This is a genomic window from Streptomyces swartbergensis, assembly GCF_002148965.1.
GTDB classification, from domain to species: Bacteria; Actinomycetota; Actinomycetes; order Streptomycetales; family Streptomycetaceae; genus Streptomyces; species Streptomyces swartbergensis.
Genome location: NZ_NGFN01000097.1, coordinates 1 through 24,770, shown reverse-complemented (window position 1 = coordinate 24,770; position 24,770 = coordinate 1). Strand labels below are relative to the sequence as shown.

At 70.9% G+C, this 24,770-nt stretch carries 21 protein-coding genes and 2 pseudogenes; 8 read left to right on the top strand and 15 right to left on the bottom strand.

Annotated features, from left to right (window positions below; all coding sequences use genetic code 11):
- Positions 1-110: 110 nt before the first annotated feature.
- Positions 111-524, top strand: a pseudogene (locus tag CA983_RS17435) (serine hydrolase domain-containing protein); the annotation flags it as partial.
- 111 nt (positions 525-635) lie between these two features.
- On the opposite strand, the gene CA983_RS17430 reads toward CA983_RS17435, so the two are convergent.
- Together CA983_RS17430 and pepN are read right to left on the bottom strand one after the other, a co-directional pair.
- Positions 636-1,676: a hypothetical protein gene (locus CA983_RS17430; RefSeq protein ID WP_086601823.1), complete on the bottom strand. Its 1,041-nt coding sequence runs from the start codon at positions 1,674-1,676 to the stop codon at positions 636-638.
- Between the two features lie 196 nt (positions 1,677-1,872).
- Positions 1,873-4,452 (bottom strand): aminopeptidase N, encoded by a 2,580-nt coding sequence (gene pepN, locus CA983_RS17425; RefSeq protein WP_086601822.1) that lies wholly within the window; start codon positions 4,450-4,452, stop codon positions 1,873-1,875.
- 138 nt (positions 4,453-4,590) lie between these two features.
- Here pepN and CA983_RS17420 point away from each other — a divergent pair, with 138 nt between their 5' ends.
- Entirely contained in the window at positions 4,591-5,229 is a 639-nt protein-coding gene (locus tag CA983_RS17420; RefSeq protein WP_086601821.1) for a mycothiol-dependent nitroreductase Rv2466c family protein, read from the top strand.
- A 3-nt stretch (positions 5,230-5,232) separates the two neighbouring features.
- Here CA983_RS17420 and CA983_RS17415 read toward each other — a convergent pair whose 3' ends face one another.
- Genes CA983_RS17415 through CA983_RS17385 form a run of 7 tightly spaced genes read right to left on the bottom strand, consistent with a single transcriptional unit; the run spans position 5,233 to position 11,975 of the window.
- Complete coding sequence (locus CA983_RS17415) at positions 5,233-5,454, bottom strand: hypothetical protein (RefSeq protein ID WP_086601820.1); 222 nt, start codon at positions 5,452-5,454, stop codon at positions 5,233-5,235.
- Positions 5,454-6,494, bottom strand: coding sequence for a glycerophosphodiester phosphodiesterase family protein (locus tag CA983_RS17410; RefSeq protein WP_086601825.1), 1,041 nt, complete (start codon positions 6,492-6,494; stop codon positions 5,454-5,456). The genes CA983_RS17415 and CA983_RS17410 overlap by 1 nt, the downstream gene beginning before the upstream one ends.
- 25 nt (positions 6,495-6,519) lie before the next feature.
- Positions 6,520-7,944 carry an FGGY-family carbohydrate kinase gene (locus tag CA983_RS17405; RefSeq protein ID WP_086601819.1) on the bottom strand — a complete coding sequence of 475 codons (1,425 nt, stop codon included), beginning with the start codon at positions 7,942-7,944 and terminating at the stop codon, positions 6,520-6,522.
- 18 nt (positions 7,945-7,962) lie between these two features.
- Positions 7,963-8,994 carry a 2-hydroxyacid dehydrogenase gene (locus CA983_RS17400; RefSeq protein WP_086601818.1) on the bottom strand — a complete coding sequence of 344 codons (1,032 nt, stop codon included), beginning with the start codon at positions 8,992-8,994 and terminating at the stop codon, positions 7,963-7,965.
- Positions 8,991-10,070 (bottom strand): ABC transporter ATP-binding protein, encoded by a 1,080-nt coding sequence (locus CA983_RS17395; protein ID WP_086601817.1) that lies wholly within the window; start codon positions 10,068-10,070, stop codon positions 8,991-8,993. The genes CA983_RS17400 and CA983_RS17395 overlap by 4 nt, the downstream gene beginning before the upstream one ends.
- Positions 10,048-10,872, bottom strand: coding sequence for a DeoR/GlpR family DNA-binding transcription regulator (locus CA983_RS17390; protein ID WP_086601816.1), 825 nt, complete (start codon positions 10,870-10,872; stop codon positions 10,048-10,050). The genes CA983_RS17395 and CA983_RS17390 overlap by 23 nt, the downstream gene beginning before the upstream one ends.
- Positions 10,869-11,975 carry an ABC transporter ATP-binding protein gene (locus tag CA983_RS17385; RefSeq protein WP_244206952.1) on the bottom strand — a complete coding sequence of 369 codons (1,107 nt, stop codon included), beginning with the start codon at positions 11,973-11,975 and terminating at the stop codon, positions 10,869-10,871. The genes CA983_RS17390 and CA983_RS17385 overlap by 4 nt, the downstream gene beginning before the upstream one ends.
- Before the next feature lie 101 nt (positions 11,976-12,076).
- Here CA983_RS17385 and CA983_RS17380 point away from each other — a divergent pair.
- Positions 12,077-13,219, top strand: a pseudogene (locus CA983_RS17380) (RNA-guided endonuclease InsQ/TnpB family protein).
- Positions 13,220-13,254: 35 nt separating this feature from the next.
- On the opposite strand, the gene CA983_RS17375 reads toward CA983_RS17380, so the two are convergent.
- From CA983_RS17375 to CA983_RS17365, 3 genes are read right to left on the bottom strand one after another with little or no spacing between them, the layout of a single operon-like run.
- Positions 13,255-14,079 carry a carbohydrate ABC transporter permease gene (locus CA983_RS17375; RefSeq protein WP_086601815.1) on the bottom strand — a complete coding sequence of 275 codons (825 nt, stop codon included), beginning with the start codon at positions 14,077-14,079 and terminating at the stop codon, positions 13,255-13,257.
- The gene (locus CA983_RS17370) at positions 14,076-14,960 is read right to left on the bottom strand and encodes a carbohydrate ABC transporter permease (RefSeq protein WP_086601814.1); all 885 of its coding nucleotides are present in this window, start codon (positions 14,958-14,960) and stop codon (positions 14,076-14,078) included. Before CA983_RS17370 ends, CA983_RS17375 begins: the two co-directional genes overlap by 4 nt.
- Before the next feature lie 3 nt (positions 14,961-14,963).
- On the bottom strand, positions 14,964-16,385 hold the full coding sequence (locus CA983_RS17365; RefSeq protein ID WP_086601813.1) for an ABC transporter substrate-binding protein: 1,422 nt from the start codon (positions 16,383-16,385) through the stop codon (positions 14,964-14,966).
- A gap of 156 nt (positions 16,386-16,541) precedes the next feature.
- Between CA983_RS17365 and CA983_RS17360 the strand changes: the two genes are divergently transcribed.
- Genes CA983_RS17360 through CA983_RS17350 form a run of 3 tightly spaced genes read left to right on the top strand, consistent with a single transcriptional unit; the run spans position 16,542 to position 19,450 of the window.
- Entirely contained in the window at positions 16,542-18,032 is a 1,491-nt protein-coding gene (locus CA983_RS17360) for an FGGY-family carbohydrate kinase (protein ID WP_086601812.1), read from the top strand.
- Entirely contained in the window at positions 18,029-18,661 is a 633-nt protein-coding gene (locus CA983_RS17355) for a histidine phosphatase family protein (RefSeq protein ID WP_086601811.1), read from the top strand. The genes CA983_RS17360 and CA983_RS17355 overlap by 4 nt, the downstream gene beginning before the upstream one ends.
- Before the next feature lie 12 nt (positions 18,662-18,673).
- Positions 18,674-19,450, top strand: a complete 777-nt coding sequence (locus CA983_RS17350) for an SAM-dependent methyltransferase (RefSeq protein ID WP_086601810.1) — start codon at positions 18,674-18,676, stop codon at positions 19,448-19,450.
- Between the two features lie 155 nt (positions 19,451-19,605).
- Here CA983_RS17350 and CA983_RS17345 read toward each other — a convergent pair whose 3' ends face one another.
- The gene (locus tag CA983_RS17345; RefSeq protein ID WP_086601809.1) at positions 19,606-20,253 is read right to left on the bottom strand and encodes a superoxide dismutase; all 648 of its coding nucleotides are present in this window, start codon (positions 20,251-20,253) and stop codon (positions 19,606-19,608) included.
- A 156-nt stretch (positions 20,254-20,409) separates the two neighbouring features.
- Positions 20,410-21,792 (bottom strand): amino acid permease, encoded by a 1,383-nt coding sequence (locus tag CA983_RS17340; RefSeq protein ID WP_086601808.1) that lies wholly within the window; start codon positions 21,790-21,792, stop codon positions 20,410-20,412.
- Between the two features lie 380 nt (positions 21,793-22,172).
- Here CA983_RS17340 and CA983_RS17335 point away from each other — a divergent pair, with 380 nt between their 5' ends.
- The gene (locus tag CA983_RS17335) at positions 22,173-22,754 is read left to right on the top strand and encodes a biotin transporter BioY (RefSeq protein ID WP_086601807.1); all 582 of its coding nucleotides are present in this window, start codon (positions 22,173-22,175) and stop codon (positions 22,752-22,754) included.
- Positions 22,755-22,842: 88 nt separating this feature from the next.
- Here CA983_RS17335 and CA983_RS17330 read toward each other — a convergent pair whose 3' ends face one another.
- On the bottom strand, positions 22,843-23,583 hold the full coding sequence (locus CA983_RS17330) for an LPXTG cell wall anchor domain-containing protein (protein ID WP_086601806.1): 741 nt from the start codon (positions 23,581-23,583) through the stop codon (positions 22,843-22,845).
- A 273-nt stretch (positions 23,584-23,856) separates the two neighbouring features.
- Here CA983_RS17330 and CA983_RS17325 point away from each other — a divergent pair.
- On the top strand, positions 23,857-24,770 hold a 914-nt coding region (locus tag CA983_RS17325), incomplete at its 3' end, for a serine/threonine-protein kinase (protein WP_244206953.1).

Below are 24,770 nucleotides of genomic sequence, written 5' to 3'. Positions count from 1 at the left end.
GTGCTGAGGAAGGGCTGAATCCCGCCCAACCCCGCCCGGGCCGGTCAACTCCGGCCGGCGGCTCGGGTCCCACCCCCTGACACCGCTCGACGCGACGGGGGTACGGGGACATGAACAGAGGCGCACGCACGATGCTGACGGCGGCGACGGCCGTGGCACTGTCGGCGGCCCTGGTGACGCCGGCACTGGCGGCGGCTCCGGCTGGAACACACGGCGACCACGACGCGACCCGGCAGGCGGTGCGGGCCGCTGTCGCGGGCGGCGTGCCGGGCGTGACGCTGACCGTACGGCGAGGCCACGGCACCTGGGCGACCACGGCAGGCGTCGGCAACCTGAAGACGGGCAAGCCGCGTTCGACGCAGGACCACTACCGGGTCGCCAGCATCTCCAAGACGTTCGTGGCCACGGTCGTGCTGCAACTGGAGGCGGAGGGCAAGCTCTCGCTCGACGACACGGTGGGGAAGTGGCTGCCGGGCGTGGTCCGGGGCCACGGCCACGACGGCCGTAAGGTCACCCTCCGCCGGGGCGCGATCATCGAGGCCGAGTTCTGCGGCAAGTGATCATTCAGGAGGAGGGGCCGCCGGCAAGCACCCGGTGGCCCCTCCTCTCCCCTCCTGGTCCTGCCCGGTCCGTCACTACCGGGGCAGTACCACGACATAGGCGGCCGGTTCGCGGTCGGCCGAGGCCATCAGGGCCGTGCGGACCACCGTCGCCTGCTGTTCCAGGGAGTCGCGCAGCTTCCTGGGCGTGATGTGGACGACGGTGATGCCGAGGCGCTCCAGGTGCTCGCGCTTGCGGGCGTACTCGGACCACAGGGCGTCGTCGTCCTGCCGGGGCGCCCGCGTGTCCAGCTCCAGCGCCACCGCCTGGTCGGGCCAGTACGCGTCCAGGCCCCCGAGGTACGGGCCGCCGGGCAAGCGGAGGTCCACGTTCCAGACCGGGTCGGGCAGGCCGTACTCGCGCACCATCCGGTACAGGCGGTCCTCCGCGAGCGCCCGGCCCTCGGCCAGCAGGGACTCCACCGCGTCCACCACGTGCGGACGGCTCAGCAGCCGCGCCTGGTTCAGCTCCCGCACCACCGCCGCCGGCTCGCAGTGGGCACCGCGCACCGCCTCCGTCATCAGCCGGCGCACGATGCCGGCGTCCGCGAGTTCGGCCACCGCGTCGGCCAGCGCACGGGCGACCGGGGCCACCGGCAGGCCCGTGACCTGCTCGGGGGCGGGCAGCGCGGCGCTGCGGACGATGCGCGCACAGCCCGTCGAGCGCAGCCGGCGCAGCCGCGGGACCAGGACGTCGATGGCGTCCAGGGACGGCAGCGGGGGAGTGGAGGAGAAGCCGTGCAGCGTCAGGGCGGCCAGGCCGGTGATCATCGCATCCGGGTAGGCGGGGGCGTGCCCCCCGCCGGCGCCGGGCTGGGCGGGGACGCCCGTGCCGCGCTCCCGCGCCGCGTACATCAGCACCGCGTGCAGCCGCTCCTCGCTGGTCGGCGGGCCCGGGTGGAGCAGGACGACGCCCGGGAGGAGCTGCTGCCAGGGCCCGCCGGGACGGCACTGCTCGTTCGTCTCGGACGTCGTCACGCCGTGCGAGCGGAGCTGCGCGACCGTCATCACGCGGAGCCGGCCGCGGCCCGACAGGTCGTGCAGGGGGCGGGGGAAGAGCGGGGTGTTGTGGGTCATGACCCGCAATTTCCCGTGCTCCGACCGCCCTTTAACCGCTGTTACAGGTCCGTCGACAAATACGGACAACCCAGCCCTAAAGGACGGGTGTTCGGATGCCGAAAGCCCCTGGTCCGTTCGGGTGCGGACCAGGGGTTACGGCTCGCGGGGCACGCATCTCGTAACGATGGCGGAACGCCCGGATCTCAGGCCAAAGCTACTGGCCAGAGGCCGCGTCGCAGTCCTGCCCCCGCAGCGCCCGCGCCAGGTCGTCGCGGGCCTCCAGCACCAGCCGGCGCAGGGCCGGGGCCGCCTCCCGGTGGGCCTCCAGCCACGCGTCCGTGGCGTCGAGGGTCTCCCGGGACTGCTGGAGCGAGGGGAACATGCCCTGCACCACGTGCATCCCGATCTGGATCGACCGCTCGGCCCACACCCGCTCGATCGCCGCGAAGTACTTCTGCGCGTACGGCGCGAGCAACTCCCGCTGCGAGCCCTGGGAGAAGCCCGCGATGGTCGCCTCGACCATGGCGTTGGACAGCGCGTCCGACTCCACGACCTGTGCCCATGCCTGCGCCTTGACCGCCTCCGACGGCCGGGCGGCAAGGCAGCGCACCTGGTGGCGCTTGCCGGAGGCCGTGTCGTCCCGGGCCAGCTCCTCGGCCAGCGCCTTCTCGTCCACCACCCCGTGAGCGGCCAGCGGCTCCAGGAACACCCACCGCAGCTCCTGGTCCAGGTCGAGGCCCTCGACCGACGCCGTGCCCGCCAGCAGGTCGCTCAGCAGCTCGAAGTCGGCCTCGGCGGTGGCCGTCCGGGCGAAGAAACGCGCCCACGCGAGCTGGTGCTCGCTGCCGGCCTCGGCCGCGTACAGCTCGCGCCGCGCGCCCTCGGCGAGCAGGCGGGCGGTCGTCTCCCGCCGGGCGGGAGCCACGTAGTGCGTGACCGCCGACTCGGCCCACACGTGCAGCATCTGCACCACGCCGATCTCGGACTCGCTCCCCGCGAACCGCAGCACCAGGTCCACGAAGTCCCTCGCCGGCAGCAGCGCGTCCCGCGTCATGTTCCACAGCGCCGACCAGCACAGGGCACGCGCCAGCGGGTCGGTCACCGACCCCAGGTGCTCGCGCAGCGTCGCCAGGGAGTTCTCGTCGAAGCGGATCTTGCAGTACGTCAGGTCGTCGTCGTTGACCAGGACCAGGTCGGGCGCCACGGCGCCGGACAGTTCCGCCACGACCGTGCGCGGGCCGTCGACGTCCACCTCGGCGCGCGCGTACCGCTCGACCGCCCCGCCGTCCGTCATGCGGTACAGGCCCACGGCCACCCGGTGCGGGCGCAGTTCGGGATGCGACTCGGCCGCCTCCTGCACCACCGCCAGCTCCTCGACACGGCCCTGCGGGTCCAGCAGCAGCTGCGGGGTCAGCGAGTTCACCCCGGCCGTCTGGAGCCAGGACCGCGCCCAGGCGCTCATGTCCCGGCCGCTGGTCTCCTCCAGCACCGACAGCAGGTCACCGAGGCGCGTGTTGCCGTACGCGTGCCGCTTGAAGTAGCGCCGGGCGCCCTCCAGGAACGCGTCCTGGCCGACGTACGCCACGAGCTGCTTCAGCACCGACGCGCCCTTGGCGTAGGTGATGCCGTCGAAGTTCAGCTTGGCGTCCTGGAGGTCGCGGATGTCCGCCGTGATCGGGTGCGTGGAGGGCAGCTGGTCGGCCCGGTAGGCCCACGACTTGCGGCGGTTGGCGAAGGTGACCCAGCCGTTGACGAAGCGGGTCGCGCCGACCAGCGAGAACTCACCCATGAAGTCCGCGAACGACTCCTTCAGCCACAGGTCGTCCCACCACTCCATGGTGACCAGGTCGCCGAACCACATGTGCGCCATCTCGTGCAGGACGACGTTGGCCCGGCCCTCGTAGGACGCCTGCGTGACCTTGCCCCGGAAGATGAACTCCTCCCGGAACGTCACCAGACCCGGGTTCTCCATCGCGCCCAGGTTGTACTCGGGCACGAACGCCTGGTCGTACTTCCCGAACGGGTACGGGTAGTCGAAGTGGTCGTGGAAGAAGTCCAGGCCCTGTTTGGTGACCAGGAAGACGTCCTCGGCGTCGAAGTAGGGGGCGAGCCCCTTGCGGCACAGGGCGCCGAGGGGGATCTCCAGCGTCGTGCCGTCCGCGAACGTACGGGAGTAGCTGTCCGTCACGTAGTGGTACGGGCCCGCCACCACACACGTGATGTACGTCGAGATCGGCTTCGTCTCGGCGAACCGCCACACCCCGTCGGCCCGTTCGCCCACGCCGTTGCTCCACACCGTCCAGCCCTCCGGGGCCCGCACCTCGAAGCGGAACGGGGCCTTGAGGTCGGGCTGCTCGAAGTTCGCGAAGACGCGTCGGGAGTCGGCCGGCTCGTACTGCGTGTACAGGTACACCTCGCCGTCCTCGGGGTCGACGAAGCGGTGCAGCCCCTCGCCCGTGCGGGAGTAGGCACACTGCGCGTCGACCACCAGCTCGTTGTCGGCGGCCAGGTCCTCCAGCGTGATCCGCGAGCCGTCGAAGACCTCCCCGGGGTCCAGATCACGGCCGTTGAGTGAGACGGCCGTCACACTCGGGGCGATCAGATCGGCGAAGCTGCTCGCGCCGGGCTCGTTGCAGCGGAACCGGACGGTCGTGACGGACCGGAACGTGCGGGGCCCGTCGGTGTCGTCCGCACCGACCGCGGACCGCAGGTCGAGGGACACCTCGTACCCGTCGACGCCGATCAGGGCGGCCCGCTCCCGGGCCTCGTCGCGGGACAGATTCTCACCGGGCACGGGCGGAACTCCTCAAGCGTCGTCGGATACGGCTGAACAGCGACGATCCTGCCACGTACCCCTGACGCGAGGCAGCCGGGAATGACCGGGGCGAGCGGTGACGTTCCCGGAGAAACGGTTTTCCTCACGAGGAGAGACATGTCGGACAAGACCCCCGTCGACTTCTGGTTCGACCCGCTGTGCCCCTGGGCGTGGATGACCTCCCGCTGGGTGCTGGAGGTGGAGAAGGTCAGGGACATCGAGGTCCGCTGGCACGTCATGAGCCTCGCCGTGCTCAACGAGGACAAGCTCGACGAGCTGCCCGAGGAGTACCGCGACCTGCTGGAGACCAAGGCGTGGGGTCCCGTCCGCATCGTCATAGCGGCACAGCAGGAGCACGGCGCCGAGGTGCTGGGCGACCTCTACACCGCGCTCGGCACCCGCTTCCACAACCAGGGCGAGGGCCCCGGCAAGGAGACGGTCGCCGCCGCCCTGAAGGACGTCGGCCTGCCCGAGTCCCTCATGGAGCACTGGGACGGCACGAAGTACGAGCCCGAGCTGCGCGCCTCCCACAAGGAGGGCATCGACCTGGTCGGCCAAGAGGTCGGCACCCCGGTCATCGCCGTGCCCGGCGCGGACGGCGAGCAGCTCGCCTTCTTCGGCCCGGTCGTCACCCCGGCCCCCAAGGGCGAGGAGGCCGCCCGCCTCTGGGACGGCACCCTCGCCGTGGCCTCGGTCCCCGGCTTCTACGAGATCAAGCGCACGCGTACCAAGGGCCCGGACTTCTCCAACCTGTAGGGGTCACACCGAGGCGTCGGCTCCCGGGTTCTGCAGTTCCTCCGGGAGCCGGCCCCCGCCGGCCCGATGGCCCCAGGGCTGATACCACCGGCAGCCTGCAGCGGTGCAGCGCCACAGGTCCGTGCGGTGCGTCCCGAGTGCCTTTCTCTCCTCGGGCTTGAGCGGCGTGAACACCTGCGTTCCGCTGCCGCCACAGGTCGGGCAGTGCTTGTCCTTGAAGAACATCAGCCCCTCCTCGCCATCACCGCCAGGTCGGGGAAGTCGGTCACCACCGCGTCGACTCCCCAGCGGTAGTACAGCGCGTACTCGGCGAACGCGTCCCCGAAATCGTTCGGTCCGGTTCCCCGCCGCAAGTCCGACGGCAGGAACTGGTTCTCCGCCCGGAAGGTGTACGGCCCCACGCGCAGGCCCGCCGCGTGGGCGTCCGCGAGGAGTGACGTGCCGACGAGCGACGACTTGTCCGGGCCGATCCAGTCCGCGTACTCGGCGATGTCCGCCAGCCCGTCCGGGCTCATCATCTCCCGGTAGGTCGTCGTGGGCAGGTCGTACGGCCCGCCCGTGGTCCCCAGGGCCTGCCACAGCGGTACGCCCAGGCCTGTCATGCGCTTCAGGCTCGTCGGCTCGAAGGACTGCACGACACACTCGCGCCGGCCCAGCCGGCCCCGGCGGATCGCGGCCGCCAGCTTCGGCTCCAGCGGCAGGCCGATGGACCGGAAGTACGTCGGATGCTTGGTCTCCGGGAAGACGGCGATCGTCCGGCCGTGCGTCTTCGACAGCTTCCGCGCCAGGTCCACGACCTCCTGGAAGGTCATGACCTGCTCGCGCCCGTCGAACACCGTGTTGCGGTTGCGGACCTGCGGCAGCCGCTCCACCGCCCGCAGCGTCTTCAGCTCGGCGAGGGTGAAGTCCTCCGTGAACCATCCGGTCACGGACCGGCCGTCGACCGTCTTCGTCGTGCGGCGGTCCGCGAACTCCGGACGGCGGGCCACGTCGGTCGTCTGGGAGATCTCGTTCTCATGCCGGACCACCAGCACATGGTCCTTCGTCGGCACCAGGTCCGGTTCGATCCAGTCGGCACCCGCCCGCACGGCGTACGTGTACGAGGCGGCCGTGTGCTCGGGGCGCCAGCCGGCCGCGCCGCGGTGGCCGATGATCAACGGCCCGCCGGCAGCGGCCGCGTCCGCGGGTGCCGCGTGCGCGGGCAGAGTCGCGGCCGCCGGGGTGGCGGCGGCCGCGAGCAGGAGAGATCGGCGTCTCAGGTGCATCCAGTTCCCTTTCGCCATCGGATGTTCAGCTCCTTGCCCGGGCCCGTGCCCCGGCAAGCCGGACCAGGTGCTCTTCGTACCCTTTCGTGTAGTACGCGGCCCGGCCCCGGTCCGGCTCGACGACCTGCGTCGGCCGCGTCCACACCTGAGCGTCCAGCGGCACCCCGTACCGCTCGGCCGCCGCGAGGACCGCGCCCCGGGCACCCACCTCGCCCTCGACGACCCGCAGCGGCCGCCCGAGCACATCGGCGAGCAGCCGCATCCAGGCGGGGCTGCGGGTGCCGCCGCCGCAGACGGCCAGATTCCCGTCGAGGCCCGCCGCCTCCAGGCAGTGCCGGGCCGCGTACCCGATGCCCTCGCAGGTTGCGCGGACCAGATCGCCCCGGGTCGACTCCAGACAGACGCCGGTGAGTTCGGCGCGCAGCCGTGGCTCGACGAAGGGGGCGCGTTCGCCGGAGGGCGCGAAGTACGGCAGCACGCGGACGCCGTTCGCGCCCGGCGGTGTCTCGGCCAGCAGGCCGTCCACCTCGTCGTGCCGCACCCCCGTCGTCGACAGCACCCAGTCCAGGGCCGCCGTGCCGACCATCGCGGGCATGGCGCGCAGCCAGTGCCCGGGCCGGTCCGTGGAGATGTACAGGCCCGCGGGCTCGCCCGTCAGGTCCAGCTCGGTCGTGGCGACCAGGCTCGCCAGACAGGTGCCGACGATCAGCAGACCGTCCCCCGGGGCCGTCACCCCGGCGCCCAGCGCGCAGGCCGGCAGGTCGTACGGCCCGTTCGCGATCCGCGTGCCCGACGGCAGGCCCTCGCCCCGCGCCTCGGCCGTCGCGACCGGGTCGCTCACCGGGGCGAGCAACCCGCGCCGGTGCGTGAGCCCCAGCAGCTCCACGACCCGGTTGTCGTACGTCCGGGTGCGCGGATCCAGGAAGGGCATCGAGGCGTCCGACACATCCGTCGTCGGACCCGCCCCCGTCAGCCGCTGGAACACCATGTCCTTGCAGTACAGGGCGGCCTTCGCGGCATCCAGCGCCTTCGGCTCGTTGCTGTCCAGCCAGGCCAGCAGCGGCCCCGGGCAGCCCGGGAACATCGCGCTGCCCGTCCGCCGGAACACCGTCTCGAACGTGCCGTCGGCCAGCCACCGGTCGACCAGTTCGTGTGCCCGCCCGTCCATCCAGGAGGCCGCCGCCCGCACGGGCCGCCCCTCCCCGTCGACCAGCCACACCCCGTCGCCCTGCCCGGTGAGCCCGGCCAGCTCGACCGGCCCCGGGACCTGCCCGGTGACCTCGTCGAGCACGGCGACGACCGCGCCGTACACCTCCTCCATGTCCTGCTCGACGAACCCGCCGTGCAGTTTCAGGTCCACCGGGCGGGAGGACACGGCCAGCTCGCGGCCCGTGTCGTCGAAGGCCGCCGCCTTGACCATGGACGTGCCCACATCGATTCCGACGTACATGCGGCTCTCCTCCGGTCCTCAGGTCAGGCAGTGCGCGAGCGGCTCGCCGCGCACCCAGCGGCCCACCTCCTCGGCGGCGATCCGCGCGGCCTTCTCCGCCACCGCGCGCGAAGCGCCGCCCAAGTGGGGGGTGAGCACCACGCGTTCGGAGAGCCCCAGCAACCGGGACTCCGCAGGCAGCGGCTCCCGCTCGTACGTGTCGAGCGCCGCCGCCGACACCTGCCCGCTCTCCAGCGCGTCGCACAGCGCGCCCTCGTCCAGCAGCGGCCCCCGGGCCACGTTCACCACCACCGCGCCGGACGGCAGCAGCCCCAGCTCACGCGCGCCGATCAGACCCCGGGTCTCGGGGGTGAGCCGGGCGTGCAGGGTGATCACCTGGGAGCGGCGCAGGAGTTCGTCGAGCGAGGTCACGCGCAGTCCGTGGATCTCGCCGTGCACATACGGGTCGTACACCATCACCCGCGCCCCGAACGCGCACAGCACCCGCGCGACCCGGCTGCCGACGGCCCCGTACCCGACCAGCCCGACGGGCAGGTCCTCCAGCTCCAGACCGCTCTGCTCGTACGTGTAGTACGTCGCGCCCTCCCAACTGCCCTGCCGGGCCAGCGGGTCGTGGGCCTGGGGGATGCGGCGCAGGGCGGCCAGCATCATGCCGACGGTGAACTCGGCGGTGGCGGCGGCGTTGCGCCCGGGCGCGAAGCACACCCGCACGTCACGCTGCTTCGCCGCGTCCAGGTTGACGTTGACCGGCCCGCCCCGGCAGACCACGACCAGCTTCAGATCGGGGCAGGCTGCGAGGACCCTCTCCGTCACCGGCCCCATCTGCGTGACCAGCACCTCCGCACCGGCCAGCGCCTCGATCATCTCGTCCTCGGCGTCACTGGCCTCCTGCACCTCGGCGACCGGCCCGAACGGCTCCAGCGGCCAGCCGAGCCTCAGTTCCCTGACGTCCGCCCGCCCCACCTCGTGCTCCACCGCCCGCGTGATCAGCGACGGCAGGACGAAGTGGTCACCGGCGGCCACCACACGCACACTGTTTCCGGCAGTCATCGCAGACGGTCTCCTGTCTCGGCGTCGAAGACATGGGTGTGCTGGAGGTCGGCGGCCACCCGGACCCGCTCGTCGTGGGAGAGTCGCACCTCGGGGTCGGTGAGGACGACCAGGTGCCGTTCGACCCCGTCGAGAGCGAGGGTCGCGATGCCCGACTCCAACAACGGCTCATGGGCGACGACCCGTGCGGGCAGGCCGTCCTCGGCGGTGAGCCGGACGTCCTCCGGGCGGATCCCGACCACCACCTCCCGCCCCGCGTCCACCGGCACGGGCAGCGCGATCCGCACCGCGTCGGAGAGGCGGGCGTGGCCGTCGCGGTCGGCGATGCCGGGCAGCAGGGTGATCGCGGGCTCGCCGACGAAGTCCGCGACGAACACGTTGGCCGGGCTGTCGTAGATCTCGTAGGGGGTGCCGAGCTGCTGGATGACGCCGTCCTTCATCACGGCGATCCGGTCGGCGAGGGAGAGGGCCTCCTCCTGGTCGTGGGTGACCAGGATGGTGGTGTGGCCCAGGTCCTGCTGGATGCGCTTGAGTTCACGGCGGGTGGTGTCCCGCTGGGCCGCGTCCAGGTGGGAGAGGGGTTCGTCGAGCAGCAGCACGTCCGGTTCGCGGATCAGGGCCCGGGCCAGGGAGACCCGCTGCTTCTGGCCGCTGGACAAGCCTGCCGGGCGGGCGTCGAGGAGGTCGGTCAGGCCGACCCGTTCGGCGATCTCGGTCACCTTGCGGTCGACGTCTCCCCGAGCCTTACGGCCCCGGGCCATCAGCCCGAACGCCAGGTTCTCCGCCACCGACAGCGGCGGATACAGCGCGTAGTTCTCGAACGCGACCCCGATGTTCCGCTGCTGCGCGGGCCGTTCGACCACCGACGCCCCGCCGACCAGGATGTCCCCGCCGGTCACCGGCTCAAGACCGGCGATCATGCGGAGGGTCGTCGACTTGCCGCAGCCGGACGGCCCGAGCAGCCCGAGCAGCTCCCCGGACCCGAGGTTCAGGTCGATCCCGCGTACGGCGTCCACCGCCGGCCGCCCCCGCGACCGATAGGTCTTCCGCAGCTCACGTAGCTCCAGTCCCGTCATGGCCGCCCTTCATCGCGCAAACCTCGTAACGGACCTTGTGCTCGTCCAGATCCCGCAGTGCCTCCGCCGACGCTCCGTCGTCCACGAGGACCGTGTCGAAACGGGACAGCGGGACGACCCGGTGCAGGGCGACCCGGCCGAGCTTGGTGTGGTCGATCAGCAGGACGTTCCGCGCGGCCGCGTCGAGCATCGCCCGCTTCACGGACACGATGTGCTGTTCCTGGTGGTAGGCGTAACCCCCGTGCACCGCCGACGTGGACGCGAAGCACACGTCCACCCGCAACTGCTCGACCGCCTCCACGCAGGACACCCCCAGGAAGGAGCAGTGCAGCGGGTCGTAGTCGCCGCCGAGCGCCATCAGGTGGATGCCCCGCTGGTCGGCCAGGAGGTTGATCGCCTCCAGGAAGTTGGTGACGACCGTCAGCGGCGTGACCTCGCCCGTGCGCAGGCGCCTGGCTATCTCCAGGGTGGACGTGGAGTCGTCCAGCAGGATCGCCATGCCTGGCTCCACCATCCGCAGCGCGTGCTCGGCGACGGCGGCCTTCTCGGCCCGCATGGTCTTCAGCCGGTACTGCACGTTCGACTCGAAGACCCCCGACGGCTGCGCGGTCACCCCGCCGCGGAACTTCCGTACGATGCCCTGCCGTTCCAGCTCGTCGAGGTCCCGGTGGATCGTCATCAGGCTCACCCCGAACCGCTCGGCCAGCTCCGCCGCCGTCGCCGAGCCGTCGGCCAGCACCTGCTCGGCCATGGCGGCCTGCCGCGCCGCCGGCCCCTGCTGTCCACCACTGCTGCTGCTCATGGTCGTGTCTCTATCCGTCGTCCCGGTCGCTCCGGCCGGTCGGCCTCGAACAGCAGCAGGTTCTCAGGCCGGACGACGAGCCGTACCGGATCGTCCGGACGAAGGCGTGCCGCGTCCGCCCGGGGGGCCACCAGCGACACCCGCTGCTCCCCGGTCCCGAGCCGGACGGTGACCTCGACGGACCGGCCGAGCACCTCCGTGACGTACACGGTGCCGGTCAGCTCATGGCCCTCGCCGCGCAGGGCGATGTCCCGGGGGCGGATGCCGACGAGGACGTCCGTGCCCGGCGCGGCCTGCGCCCGGACCGGCAGCTCCACGCCGCCGTCCGACCGCACCCCGCTCTCCGTCACCACCCCCGGCAGCAGATTGATCCGGGGCCGCCCGAAAGCCCGCGCGACCTCCGTGTCATGGGGCCGGTACCAGATCTCCTCCCGCGTGCCCGTCTGCACGATCCGCCCCTGCCGGATGACCCCGATCCGGTCACCGAGCGCCAGCGCCTCGACGGAGTCGTGGGTGACGTACAGGGTGGTGGTGTGCTGCACGGCCCCGATCGCCTTCAGCTCGGCCCGCATCTGCTGACGGAGCTTGGCGTCGAGGTGGGAGAGCGGCTCGTCGAGGAGGAAAGCCCGGGCGGGGCGGACCAGCACCCGGCCGAGGGCGACGCGCTGCCGCTGCCCGTTGGACAGCTGGCCCACCGGCCGGTCCAGCAACCCGGAGATGCCGAGCAGTTCGGCGATGGCGCCGATCCGCTGCCGGGCCTCGGCGGCGGGCAGCCGGTGCCGGGGCGAGCGCAGGGGGGAGGCCAGGTTGTCGTAGGCCGAGCGGTGCGGGTAGAGGGCGTAGCTCTCGAAGCACATCGCCACACCCCGGTCGTAGGGCTCCACACCCCGCATGTCCTCGCCGTCGAGTACGACGGTGCCGGAGTCGGGCTGTTCGAGCCCGGCGATGCTCTTCAACGTCGTGGTCTTACCCGCGCCCGAGGGGCCCAGCAGGCAGAAGAACTCGCCCTCGCGGACCTCCAGTTCGAGCTCGTCGAGCGCGGTGACCGTGCCGTACGTCTTGTGCACTCCTCGTAGTGCGATGGCCGTCTTGCTGGAGTTCACCGGGCCTCCCGGAGGATGCCGTGCGGGCGGGACTTCACTCGTTCGTGTGGGTGTTCTGGCATTCGCAGAGAAGAGCGAATCCCGGGTCCTGGCTTGGTGCCATGACGACACTGAGGGGAGTCAACGAGGCGGGGCACGCCCGGTATACCTACCGGCTCCGTGTGTTGTCCCCTGCCCGCACTGCACTGTTGGCGGAGTGGGACCGGTGTCGGTGGATCTGGAATGAGTGCATTGCCCGGTCCAAGAAGGCCCACCAGGACGGGGAGAAGTGCGGCCCCGCGATGATGGACAAAATGCTGACCGAGGCCCGCGCTGTCACTCCCTGGCTGGCTGAGGGCTCCAGCGTGCCGCAGCAGCAGCTCATCCGCGACTTTGGCAAGGCCCGTGCCAAGGCGCTCAAGGACATCAAGGACCGGCTGCCGATGAGGTAGCGGGCAGGGATGCCCAGGTACAAGAAGAAGCGCGAGGCAGACCCGACGCTGAACTACACGCGGCGCGGTTTCCGGCTGAAGGACGGCCGTCTGCACTTGGCCGGGAACATTGTCCTGACGGTGGTGTGGTCGCGGGAGCTGCCCGCCGAGCCGTCCAGTGTGCGGGTGTACCGGGACAACGTCGGCCACTGGTACGCCTCGTTCGTCGTCCCCGCCGTAGTTGAGCAGCTGCCGGAGACCGGTGCGGTGCTTGGTGTCGACTGGGGTGTGAGGGAGACCGCGACCACCACGTCCGACGCTCATGACCTCCCACACGCCGAGCACGGGAAGAAGAGCAGGGAATGGCTGACCCGGTACGACCGGATGATGGCCCGCCGCAAGCCGAAGAAGGGGCAGGCTGCTTCCAAGGGCTATCGCGAGGCGAAAAAGCTGCGGGTGAGGGCGTACCAGAAAATCGCCCGGCAGCGACAGGACACCGCGCGAAAATGGGCGAAGAAAGTCGTGCGCGATCACGATGCCATCGCCGTGGAGGACTTCCGGCCGAAGTTCCTCGCCAGGACCACCATGGCGCGCAAGGCTGCGGACGCCGCCATCGGCGCCACGAAGCAGGCTCTGATCGAGATGGGCCGCAAGCACGGGCGCGACGTCCGTCTCGTGCACCCCGCGCACACCACCATGGACTGCGCGTCGTGCGGAGCGGTCTCTCCAAGAGACAAGAACTCCGCTCGTGTGATGCTCATCCGGGCTGGTCTGAACCCGGCTGGTGTCGAGGGCGTAAGACCTCCTGGAGCGCTGCTCCAGGAGGCGGCCTGAGCCAGGAATCTTCCTTGGTTTGCGAGGGAGAGCAGTCAAGACTTCACCGCCCCGAACGACAGCCCCCGCACCAGATACCGCTGGATCGTCAGCGCCAGCAGCAGCGGCGGGACGACGGACACCAGCGCGGCGGCGGCCGTGAGGTTGTACTTGGGCCGGTCCCCGCCGAGGAAGGACAGCGCGCCCACGGTCACCGTCTGGGCCTCGTTGGAGGTGAGGATCAGCGGGAAGACGAAGTTGTTCCAGGCGAAGATGAAGGCCAGCAGCGACACGGCCGCGATACCGGGTTTGACCAGGGGCAGGGCCACCTTGAAGAAAGCCTGCTTGCGGGTGTAGCCGTCCAGCAGGGCCGCCTGCTCCAGCTCGGGGGTGAGGTCGGCGAAGTACGACCGCATGATCCACACGATCAGCGGCAGGGTGACCAGTTGCAGCACCCACACCATGCCGACGTACGTGTCGAACAGCCCGAGCTTCTGGTACAGCACGAACAGCGGGATGATCACGGTCAGTTCGGGCGCGAAGCGGAACGACAGCAGCGTGAACATCAGGTTCTCGGAGCCCTTGAACCGCCACCGCGCCGAGGCGTACGCCGCCGGAAGCCCGACCACCAGCGACAGCACGACCGCCCCCACCGACACCACCAGGCTGTTGACGAAGAACCGCACGAACGGGATGCCCTCGCTGTCGCCGAGGACCGTCCGGTAGCCGTCGAGCGTGGGGGAGAAGGAGAAGTAGGTGGAGAAGAGCTGGTCCGCCGGCTTCAGCGACAGGATCACCATCCAGGCGATCGGGAACAGCGCGAAGACGAAGTAGAGGACGAGGGCGGCGTCCGCGAGCCACCCCAGCACACGCTTCTTCACGTGGTCACCTCCGCGGCCCGCCGCTGGATCTTCCCCAGGTGCTTCACCAGCACCATCGCGGCCAGATACACCACGGCCCACAGCACGATCGTGTAGCTGATCCCGAAGGAGTAGCGCTGGAAGCGGATCGCCTCCAGGTACGCCCGGATCTGCAGGACGACGGTCGAGTCACCGGGCCCGCCCTCGGTGAGGGCGTAGATGATGTCGAACACCTTCAGCGAGTCCATGAACCGGAAGATCACCGCGACGAGTACGTACGGCCACAGCATCGGCAGGGTCAGCCGCCGGAACGTGTACCACCACCCCGCGCCGTCCACGGCCGCCGCCTCGAACGGGGAGGTGGGCAGCGACCGCAGACCGGCGAGGGCGAGGATCGCCACGAACGGCGTGTACACCCACACGTCCACGGCGATCGACGACAGGAGGGCACCCGTAGGGGTGTCGGTCCACTGCACCCCGCCGAGCCCGAAGGGCCTCAGCAGGTAGTTGACGACGCCCACGGACGGCTGGAGCATCAGCTTCCAGATGATCGCGGCGATCACCGGGGCGATCATCAGCGGCAGGATGAGGATCTTCTCCAGCACACGGCCCACCAGCGTCGAGCGGTGCAGCAGCAGGGCGACGGCCACCCCGAGCACGGTCTCGACGAGGGCCGCCCCGACCGCGTACAGCACCGTCACCCACGCCGAGTTCCAGAAGGCCTCCTGCGTGAAGACGGTCGTGTAGTTCTCGAACCGCACCATGTCCGGCTGCGGTTTGCTCGCCGAGAAGTCGAACAGCGTGTAGTACAGGCCGAGCCCGAACGGGTAGAGGATCCCGCAGGTCAGCAGCAGTGCGGGCACGATCAGGACGTACGGGCGCAGGGTGAGCCGCCACCCCATCGGCTAACCCACCTTGCCGGCGAGGTCGTCCGCCAGCCCGTCGAGGACCGACTGGGCGCCCTTGCCGCCGTAGATCTCCTGGAGGGCCGCCGCCCAGCTGGTGGTCGCGTCGAAGAACTGCGCCTGCGGGGTGAACTGGATCTTCGTCTGGTCGACGACCGTCTCGAAGGTCTCCAGGAAGCCGGGCAGGTGCCGCATCTTGTCCTTGTACGCGGCGTCGTCGGCGACCGACTTGCGCACCGGGTCGATGTGGTTGTGCGTGATGGCGCCCTTGCGCAGGTGCTCCTTGCCGGTGGCCCACTGGAGGAACAGCCAACTGGCGCTCTTCTTCTCGCTCTTGGCGTTCATGCCGAGCGACCAGATCCACATGTTGGTGGCGAGCGAACCGTCCGGGCCCTTCGGCCCCGGGTGGAAGGCGATCTTCCCGGAGGCGGGGCTGGCGCCCTTCACCGCCTGGAAGTAGGCGGCCGTGTCGGCGTCGAACAGCATCCCGGCCTTCTTCGCGCCCAGGTCACTGGAGCACTGGTACCAGGTGTACGACGTCCAGGACGGCGGGCCGCCCCGCTTGACCATGCGCGCCCAGTCCTCGGTGAACGCGACGGCCTCGGGGCTGTTCATGGCGGGTGCGAGCTTCCCGCCGTCGACCGTGAAGTCCTTCAGCCCGTTGCGGGCGTACATCGTCATGAAGCCCGGGTGGATGGTGGCCCAGCTCCTGGACCCGCGTACGGCGATCCCGTACATGCCGTCGAAACCGGCGCCCGGCGCCTTCCGCTTGATGGTCCCGGCGAGTTCGGCCAGCTCGTCGAAGGTCTCGGCCGGCTTCAGCCCCAGCTTCCCGAACACCTCGGTGTTGTAGGCGACGACGTTCGTCTCCCAGCCCCACGGCAGCGCGTACTGCCCGCCCCGGCCCAGCGGCGCGCCCGCCTTCAGCGACCACTGGTCGGCCTGGAGCAGGTTCGGGAAGAAGTCCGCCTGGTCCCATTCGGCGCCCGTCGCCGAGGAGTTGCGCATCCAGGGCCCGAGGTCCTCCAGCCAGCCCGGCGGACCGTACTGCCACACCATGTACGCGCCGAGCATGAAGACGTCGTAGGAGGCACGCCCGCTGGACAGGTCCACGGTGAGCTTGTCGAAGTAGTTGTCCTCCGGGAAGACGTCGTACTCGACCTTGATGCCGGTCTTCGCGGTGAAGGACTTCAGGTCGGCGATGAGCGCGTCCGTGTACGGGTGCTTGTTGAGCAGCGCCTTGACGGTGGTGCCCTTCTCCCGCTTCCAGTCGAAGGAGCCGGTGACGTCGTCCGCGGCGGACCCGTCGCTCTTGCTGTCGTCCCCGCCGAAACCGGCGCCGCAGGCCGTGAGCAGCGGGGCCGCGGCAGCCCCGGCGGCGAGCGCGAGGAAGCGCCGCCGGTCGTGCACGTGCGTGTTCATCCGTACCTCCACGTGGGGGCTGGTTAACACGTCGAGTCGACTCGCTAACAGAGGGTGGAACGGCTGAAGTTGGGCGTCAATCCCTCGCGCACGGGAAAATATCGGGGCACAGTGAGAACTTCACACTTCCGGCTGCGACGTCGTGGGAGGTTCCGGATGGCCGACGAGGATGCGGGCTGGCTGGGGATCGACCTGGGCACACAGAGCGTCCGCGTGCTGCTCGTCACCGCCGACGGCAGGGTCCTCGGCAGCGGCTCGGCCCCGCTGACCGGGCGGCGGGAGGGAGTGCGGCACGAGCAGGACCCGGAGCGGTGGTGGTCGGCGCTGTGCACGGCGTCCCGGGCGGCACTCGGCTCCGCGCCCGGCGTACCGGTCGGCGGCCTCGCGGTGTGCGGCACGTCCGGCACGGTCCTGCTGACGGACGGTTCGGGCCGCCCGGTGAGCCCCGCGCTGATGTACGACGACGGCCGCGCGGCGGCGGAGGCCGCGCGGGCCCGGGAGGCGGGGCTCGCGGTCCAGGACACCTGGGCGCTGCCGAAGGCGCTGTGGCTGGTGGGGGAGTACGGCCCGGGTCTCCGGCTCGCTCACCAGCCCGACCTGATCGTCACCCGCCTCACCGGCGCACCGCCCCCGGCCGACTCCAGCCACGCCCTCAAGACGGGCTACGACGTGGAGCACGAGTCCTGGCCGGAGGTCGCCCTGGCCCAACTGGGCGTCCCCGAAGGCCTGCTGCCCGACGTGGTCCGCCCGGGCACCCTCCTCGGCGAGGTCCGCCCGGCCGCCGCCGACGCCACCGGCATCCCCGCCGGCACCCCGGTGCTCGCCGGGATGACGGACGGCTGCGCGGCCCAGATCGCCTCGGGCGCGCTGCGCCCCGGCTCCTGGAACTCGGTGCTCGGCACCACGCTCGTCCTCAAGGGAGCCGCCCGCGACCCCGTCCGGGACCCCACCGGCGTCGTCTACAACCACCGCGCCCCCGACGGCACCTGGCTGCCCGGCGGRGCGTCGAGCGTGGGAGCCGGGGCCCTCGCGGCGCACTTCCCGGACGCCGACCCCGCCACGATGGACGAGCCGGCGGCGGCGTTCGAGCCGTCCCGTGCGGTCGCGTACCCGCTGGTGTCGCCGGGGGAGCGGTTCCCGTTCCGGGCGCCGGAGGCGGTCCCCTTCCTCCTCGGCGAACCCGAGGGCGACGCCGGCCTGTGGGCCGCGCTGCTCCAGGGCGTCGGCTTCGCGGAACGCCTGTGCCTGGACTATCTGCACCACCTCGGCGCCCCCCTCGACGGCCCGCTCACCTTCACCGGCGGCGGCGCGCGCAGCCCGTACTGGAACCAGCTCCGCACCGACATCCTCGGCCGCCCGGCCCGCGTCCCGGAACAGACGGAACCGGCCCTGGGCATGGCCGCGTTGGCCGCGTACGGGGCACACGAGGCTGATGGGGCTTCCGGAGCCGGATCCCTCGCCGACGTCGCCGAGCGCATGGTCCGCGTCCGCACCGTCCTCGAACCCCGCGCCGACCGCACCGCCCGCTTCACCGAGCCGTACGCTCGCCTCGTCGACGCACTGGAGACCCGCGGCTGGCTCCCCGCCCCCGTCGCGGCACACGCCCGAACCCGCCTGCACCTGGACCTGGACACCGGAACGTCATGACCACCACGACCACGACCCTCCTCCTCGCCCGGCACGGGCAGACCGTCTGGCACGCCGAGAACCGGTACGCCGGTGTCAGCGACATCGAGCTCACCGACACCGGCCGCGCCCAGGCGGAGGCCCTCGGCCGCTGGGCCGCCGCCCACCCCGTCGACGCGATCTGGACGTCGCCGCTCTCCCGGGCCGTCGCCACCGCCGAGCCCGCCTGCCGTGCCCTGGGCCTCGCCCCGCAACGCGAACCCGGCCTCGCCGAATGCGACTTCGGAGTCGTGGAGGGCCGTACGCTCGCCGAGTTCGAGGCCGAGGACCCCGGCCGGGCCGCAGCCTTCCGCGCCGACCCCGTGGCCCATCCCTTCCCCGGCGCCGAGGACCCGGCGGCGGCAGCGGCCCGCGGGGCCGCCGCCCTGCGCCGTATCGCCACCGCCCACCCCGGCGGACGCGTCCTCGTCGTCGCCCACAACACCCTGCTGCGCCTGGTGCTGTGCACACTGCTGTCGATCCCGGCCGGGGAGTACCGCAGAGTGTTCCCGCGGTTGCGGAACGCGGCGATCAGCGAACTGCGCGTGAACCCCGACGGTTCCGCCGCACTCCTCTCACTCAATGTGCCGTGCGGGACGGACCTGCCGTAGCACTATGAGCCCATGACGCAGATCGACACCTCGGTGCCGCACTCGGCCCGGATCTGGAACTACTGGCTGGGCGGCAAGGACAACTACCCGGTGGACGAGGCGGCAGGTGACGCGTACACCGCCGTGTTCCCGGGCATCGTCACCATCGCCCGCAGCAGCCGCGCCTTCCTCGGCCGCAGCATCCGCCACCTCGTCCAGGAGGCCGGCGTACGCCAGTTCCTCGACGTCGGCACCGGACTGCCGACCGTCGACAACACCCACGAGGTGGCCCAGCGTCTCGCCCCCGAGTCGCGGATCGTCTACGTCGACAACGACCCGCTGGTCCTCGCCCACGCCCGCGCCCTGCTCACCTCCACGCCCGAGGGCGCGACGGCGTACGAACCGATCAGCCTCCACGAGCCCGAGCGCGTCATCGAGGCCGCCGGCAAGACGCTCGACCTCACCCGCCCCACGGCCCTGATCCTCAGCGGCATCCTGGGCCACGTGGCCGACTACGACGAGGCCCGCGACCTCGTCCGCCGCCTCCTGGCCGGCCTGCCCTCCGGCAGCTACCTCTCCCTCAACGAGGGCTCCCGCGGCACCGACCCGGCCTACGAGCAGGCCCAGGACGCCTACAACGAGACCGGGGCGGTCCCGTACCACCTACGGCCGGTCGAGCAGATCGAGGCCTTCTTCGAGGGCCTGGAGCTGGTGGAACCGGGCGTGGTCTCGGTACCGCGGTGGCACCCCGAGCCGGGCGCTCCCACGGAACCGATCGGCCAGCACGGCGGCCTGGGCCGCAAGCCGTAGCGCACGCGCAAGCCGTAGCGCACGCGCAAGCTATAGCGCACGCACGGAAAGCCCCCGTGAGTCACGTCCTCACGGGGGCTTCCTTCATTCCGCCCGCCGTTCGTGAAGGGTGAGAAGACGATCACGAGGCAGGACGACTCGACAGCGCGTCGCCGTCAGGGCGTCAGCAGCAGCACGTCCGCCCGGGACTTGGCGGCCTCGTACCGCCGGGCCACGTCCTGCCAGTTGACGACCTGCCACATCGCCTCGATGAAGTCGACCTTCTGGTTCCGGTACTGGAGGTAGAAGGCGTGCTCCCAGGCGTCGAAGACGAGGATCGGGGTCGAGCCCTGGCCGACGTTGCCCTGGTGGTCGTAGACCTGCTCGACGATCAGCCGCCCGCTCAGCGGCTCGTAGGCGAGCACGCCCCACCCAGAACCCTGCGTGGTCGCGGCGGCCTTGGACAACTGGGCCTTGAAGTTCGCGAACGACCCGAACGACTCGGCGAGCGCGTCCGCGAGCTCGCCCACACCGTCCTGCGCCAGCGGCTCGCCACCGCCGTCCTTCGGGCCGGTCATGTTCTGCCAGTAGATGCTGTGCAGGATGTGCCCGGACAGGTGGAAGGCCAGGTTCTTCTCCAGCCCGTTGATCGACCCCCACGTCTCCTTGTCCCGCGCCTCCGCAAGCTGCTCCAGCGTGTCGTTGGCGCCTTTCACATAGGCCGCGTGGTGCTTGTCGTGGTGCAGCTCGATGATCTCGGGGCTGATCACGGGGGCGAGCGCGGAGTAGTCGTACGGCAGGTCGGGCAGCGTGTAGACGGGCATGGGCGGGATCCCCTCCGGAACCTCTTATTGCAATACTCTTGCAACTGCACGCTAGCAGCAAGAGGGTGCGGGTGGGTGCTCAGGACACACAAAAAGGCCCCCGCGTGTGTCGCAGGGGCCTTCGTGTGTCGCAGGCGCCTTTGGGTGCCGGCATTCCTACTGCCTGGCGCGCGCCTTCTGCCACGCGAACCCGACGGCCGCCAGGGCCAGCGTCATCCCGCCCGTCGAGTAGAGCTGCACCCGTGTGTCGGGCTGGCGGGCCATCAGGACGAAGACGGCGGCCATGCCCGCCAGCGCGACCCACGTCAGCCACGGGAACAACCACATCCGCACGACCAGCTTCTCCGGCGTCTCCCGCTCCAGGCGTCGACGCAGGCGCAGTTGCGAGACGGCGATGAAGATCCAGACGACCAGGATCACCGCGCCGATCATGTTCAGCAGCCAGGAGAAGACATCGTTCGGCCGCCAGTAGCTCAGCAGCACGCACAGGAAGCCGAAGACGGAGGAGGCGAGAACGGCGATCCGCGGGACGCCGCCCGAGACCCGGCCCAGCGCCTTGGGGCCCTGGCCGCGCTCCACCAGCGAGTAAGCGATGCGTGAGGCGCCGTAGATGTTGGCGTTCATGGCGGACAGCAGGGCCACCAGCACGACCACGTTCATCAGCTGACCGGCGCCCGGGATGCCGAGTTCGTCGAGGGCGGCGACGTACGGTCCCTTCTCGACGACCTCCTTCGAGTCCCACGGCACCAGCGTGACGATGACCGCCATCGAGCCGACGTAGAACAGCGCGATGCGCCACATCGCCGTACGGACCGCGCTCGCCACGCCCTTGACGGGGTTCTCCGACTCGGCCGCCGCGATGGTGACCGTCTCCAGCCCGCCGTAGGCGAAGACCGAGGCGAGCAGGCCGATGACCAGGCCCTCGCCGCCGTTGGGGAGGAAGTCGGTGAGGTGCGAGACGCCGGGCGAGTCCGTGCCGGGCAGGATCCCGAGGATCGCCAGGACGCCGAGCGCCAGGAACAGGGTGATCGCGCCGACCTTCAGGGCCGCGAACCAGAACTCGAACTCGCCGAAGTTCTTCACGGCCGCGAGGTTCGTGCCGCAGAAGACGACCATGAACAGCGCCACCCACGCCCACTCCGGCGTGCCCGGCAGCCAGCCGCTGACGATCTTCGCGGCACCGATGCCCTCCAGACCGACGGCCGTGCAGAGCAGGACCCAGAACGCCCAGCCGGCGGTGAATCCGGCCCAGGGGCCGATCGCCCGCTCCGCGTGCGCCGAGAACGAACCCGACGACGGATACGCGGCCGACATCTCGCCGAGCATCCGCATCACCAGCATCACGAGGAGGCCGGAGAGGGCGTAGGCGACCACGATCGACGGACCGGCGGCGGCGATACCCGCGCCGGAGCCGACGAAGAGACCGGCGCCGATCACCCCACCGAGGGCGATCATCGACAGGTGGCGCTGCTTCAGGCCGGGGGAGAGGGAGACGTCGTCCGTGCTGGGCGGCGTCTCGGTGGTGGTGCTGCTGGGCATGGGCGCGGCTCGTCCAATGCGTGAGAGGCGTGAGAGGGCAAAAACGCCGCCAGTCTGGGCGGTCCCTCCGCCATGCGGGGAGGGCTGTCCATCATGCGGACACCTGGAACGCGTGCTGTGAGTGCCCCGAAACGGAGGGTTGGCACGCGTCCGGAGGGTGATTTGGTGAAACCCTACAGTCCGCCTTGCCACCCGCCCCGTGACCGAAGCCTCGCCACCTCCGTGACCGGCATCACTCCGCGCCCGGTGTACCGCCCCTCTTTGTCCGAAGCCGACCAATCGCGCGATCTAGCCTTTGTCGATCGCTGACGGTGAACCGGGCGAGCGCGCTGGGATAGCGTCACCGTGTCCCGAACGGCCCTCACTCTCGCGGAGTCCCCATGAGCACCGCTGCCGCCACACCCGCCCGCACCAGGCAGGTCCTCGCCGACCTGCTGCCCGCCTCCCGTGTCCGGGACGCGGCCCTCGTGCTCGGCGGAGCCGCGCTCACCGGCCTCGCCGCGCAGATCGCGGTGCCCGTGCCCGGTTCCCCGGTGCCGGTGACCGGCCAGACCTTCGCCGCGCTGCTCGTCGGCACCGCCCTCGGCGCCGGCCGCGGCTTCCTCTCGCTGGCGCTGTACGCCGTGGCGGGCCTCGCCGGTATGCCGTGGTTCGCGCAGGGCACCTCCGGCGTCGCCCCCTCCTTCGGCTACATCCTCGGCATGATCCTCGCCTCCACGGTGGTGGGCGCCCTGGCCCGCCGCGGCGCCGACCGCTCGATGCTGCGCATGGCGGGCACGATGCTGGTGGGCGAGGCGATCATCTACGCCGTCGGCGTGCCCTACCTCGCCCTCGCCACCGGCATGTCCGCGGCCGCCGCGATCGCGGCCGGCCTCACGCCCTTCCTCATCGGTGACGCGCTGAAGGCGGCGCTGGCGATGGGGGCGCTGCCGACGGCATGGAAGTTCGCCGACAAGCGCTGAGGCAGCGGTACTTGACGAGAGGCTCGCCGGGGGAGGTTTTCCCTCAGCCCGGCGAGCCTCTCGTGCGTTGCGGTGCTGTCAGGCCGGTTCAGACCTCCTGCCGTGCCGACCGCCGCCGGGACCACCACATCCCGGCCGCACCCGCCGCGAGCAGCGACGCACCGGCCGCGCCCAGCGGCAGCAGATCGCGCGCCGGACCGGTCTTCGGCAGCTCCTTGCCGCCCGGGGAATCCGGCTTTCCGGGGGAGACCGGCTTGTTGTCGGTGCCGAGCAGCAGCGGCGTCGCCGGTGCGTCAGGCGACGGATTGGTCGTGCCGAACGGCACCGGGCCCTGCTGCCAGAACGTCTTCTTCCCGTCGCTCGCCCGGACGGGCAGACAGATCTTCCCGGTCTTGCCCAGGTCGTACGTCGCGTCGACGGCGTACGCCTTCGACTTACCGGCCGCGAGATTGTCGATGGGGCAGCTGAAACCGCTGTTCGAACCCTCTGGAAGATTGTTCCCGGCTATCGGGGAACACCCCTGGACGTTCTTGACGGTGAGTCCGTCGAAACCGACGACCAAAAGCTGGATCTTCCCGCTGTCCTTGTTTCCGTCGTTCTTCACCGTGGCGGTGAGCGCTGTCTTTTCGGAGCCGTTGTCGACCGAGATCTTCTCGGGCAGCAGCGTGGTCAGCTTCACCCCCGCCGGTGCCTCGTCGACGACCTTTCCTCCCTTTCTGCTTGCGGGCCCTTCGTCTTCCGCGCCGGCCGTTCCGGAAAGGATCACCACCGCCGAGAAAGATGCCGCTACCAGCGATCCCGCGACCGCCGCCGTGCGACGAGAACTCATGTTCGCCCCCCTTGCGTCCCCCTGGACTGCCCCCGGACTGCCCTTGGACTGTCCTGGACTGCGCCTGAATTCGCAGTACTGAAAGAGCTACCACAAGATTTCCCGGCACTATCCTGGTGAGGCACGAAGTGTGACCGTTGTGTTTCACTGGAGTCGGTCACGGCGTCGCGGAGGGGGTGCAGCGGATTGCCGGGGAATGCGAACATCGGCGGTGTTCCAGGGATATTGGTGACGGGGCGCTATCGGCTGGTCGAAAGTATCGGCCAGGGGGGAATGGGGCGGGTGTGGCGAGCCGCCGACGAAATACTCGACCGGCAGGTCGCCGTCAAGGAAATGCGCTTCGACGGCCTCGACGCGGAGGACAGCGGGACGCGCCGCGAACGCACCCTGCGCGAGGCCAGGGCCACGGCCCGGATCGACCACCCCAACGTCGTACGGGTCTACGACGTGGTCGACGAAGGCGAACGCCTGTGGATCGTCATGGAGTTGGTCGCCGGCCGCTCCCTCGAACGGATCCTCGCGGAGGAGGGCCCCCTGGGCCCCTGCGACACGGCCCGGATCGGGCTCGGCCTGGTCGCGGCGCTACGGCAGGTCCACGCACGGGGAGTACTGCACCGGGACATCAAGCCGGGCAACGTGCTGGTGGAGAACGGGAGCGGCCCGGACGGGCCGGGGCGCGAACGGCGGGTCGTCCTCACGGACTTCGGTATCGCCGCGATCCAGGACGCCAAGGCGCTCACCATGGTCGGCATGCTGGTCGGCTCGCCCGACTACATGGCCCCCGAGCGCATCTCCGGCCGCCCGCAGGGCCCGCCGTCCGACGTCTGGTCCCTCGGTGCGACCCTCTGCGCTGCCCTGGGCGGCCGTTCCCCCTTCGCCCGCGACACGACACTGGCGACCCTGCACGCGGTCCTGTACGAGGAGCCCGAACTCCCCGCCGCGTCCGGCCCGTTGCGCGACATCCTGACGTCCCTGCTGGAAAAGGACCCGTCGGTACGACCGGGTCTCGAGGAGCTGGCAGCGGCCTTGGAACCGGTCGCGTACCCGGCTCCGACGCCTACGGTGCCGGTGGGGGCGGGCCGAGCGGGTCGGGAAGAGCGGGAGCACGCGAGGGAGTTGCCGGAGCCGGTGTCGGATTCGGCGCCCGCTCAGGCACCTGTGCCGGTGCCCGACCGACACCCCGAACC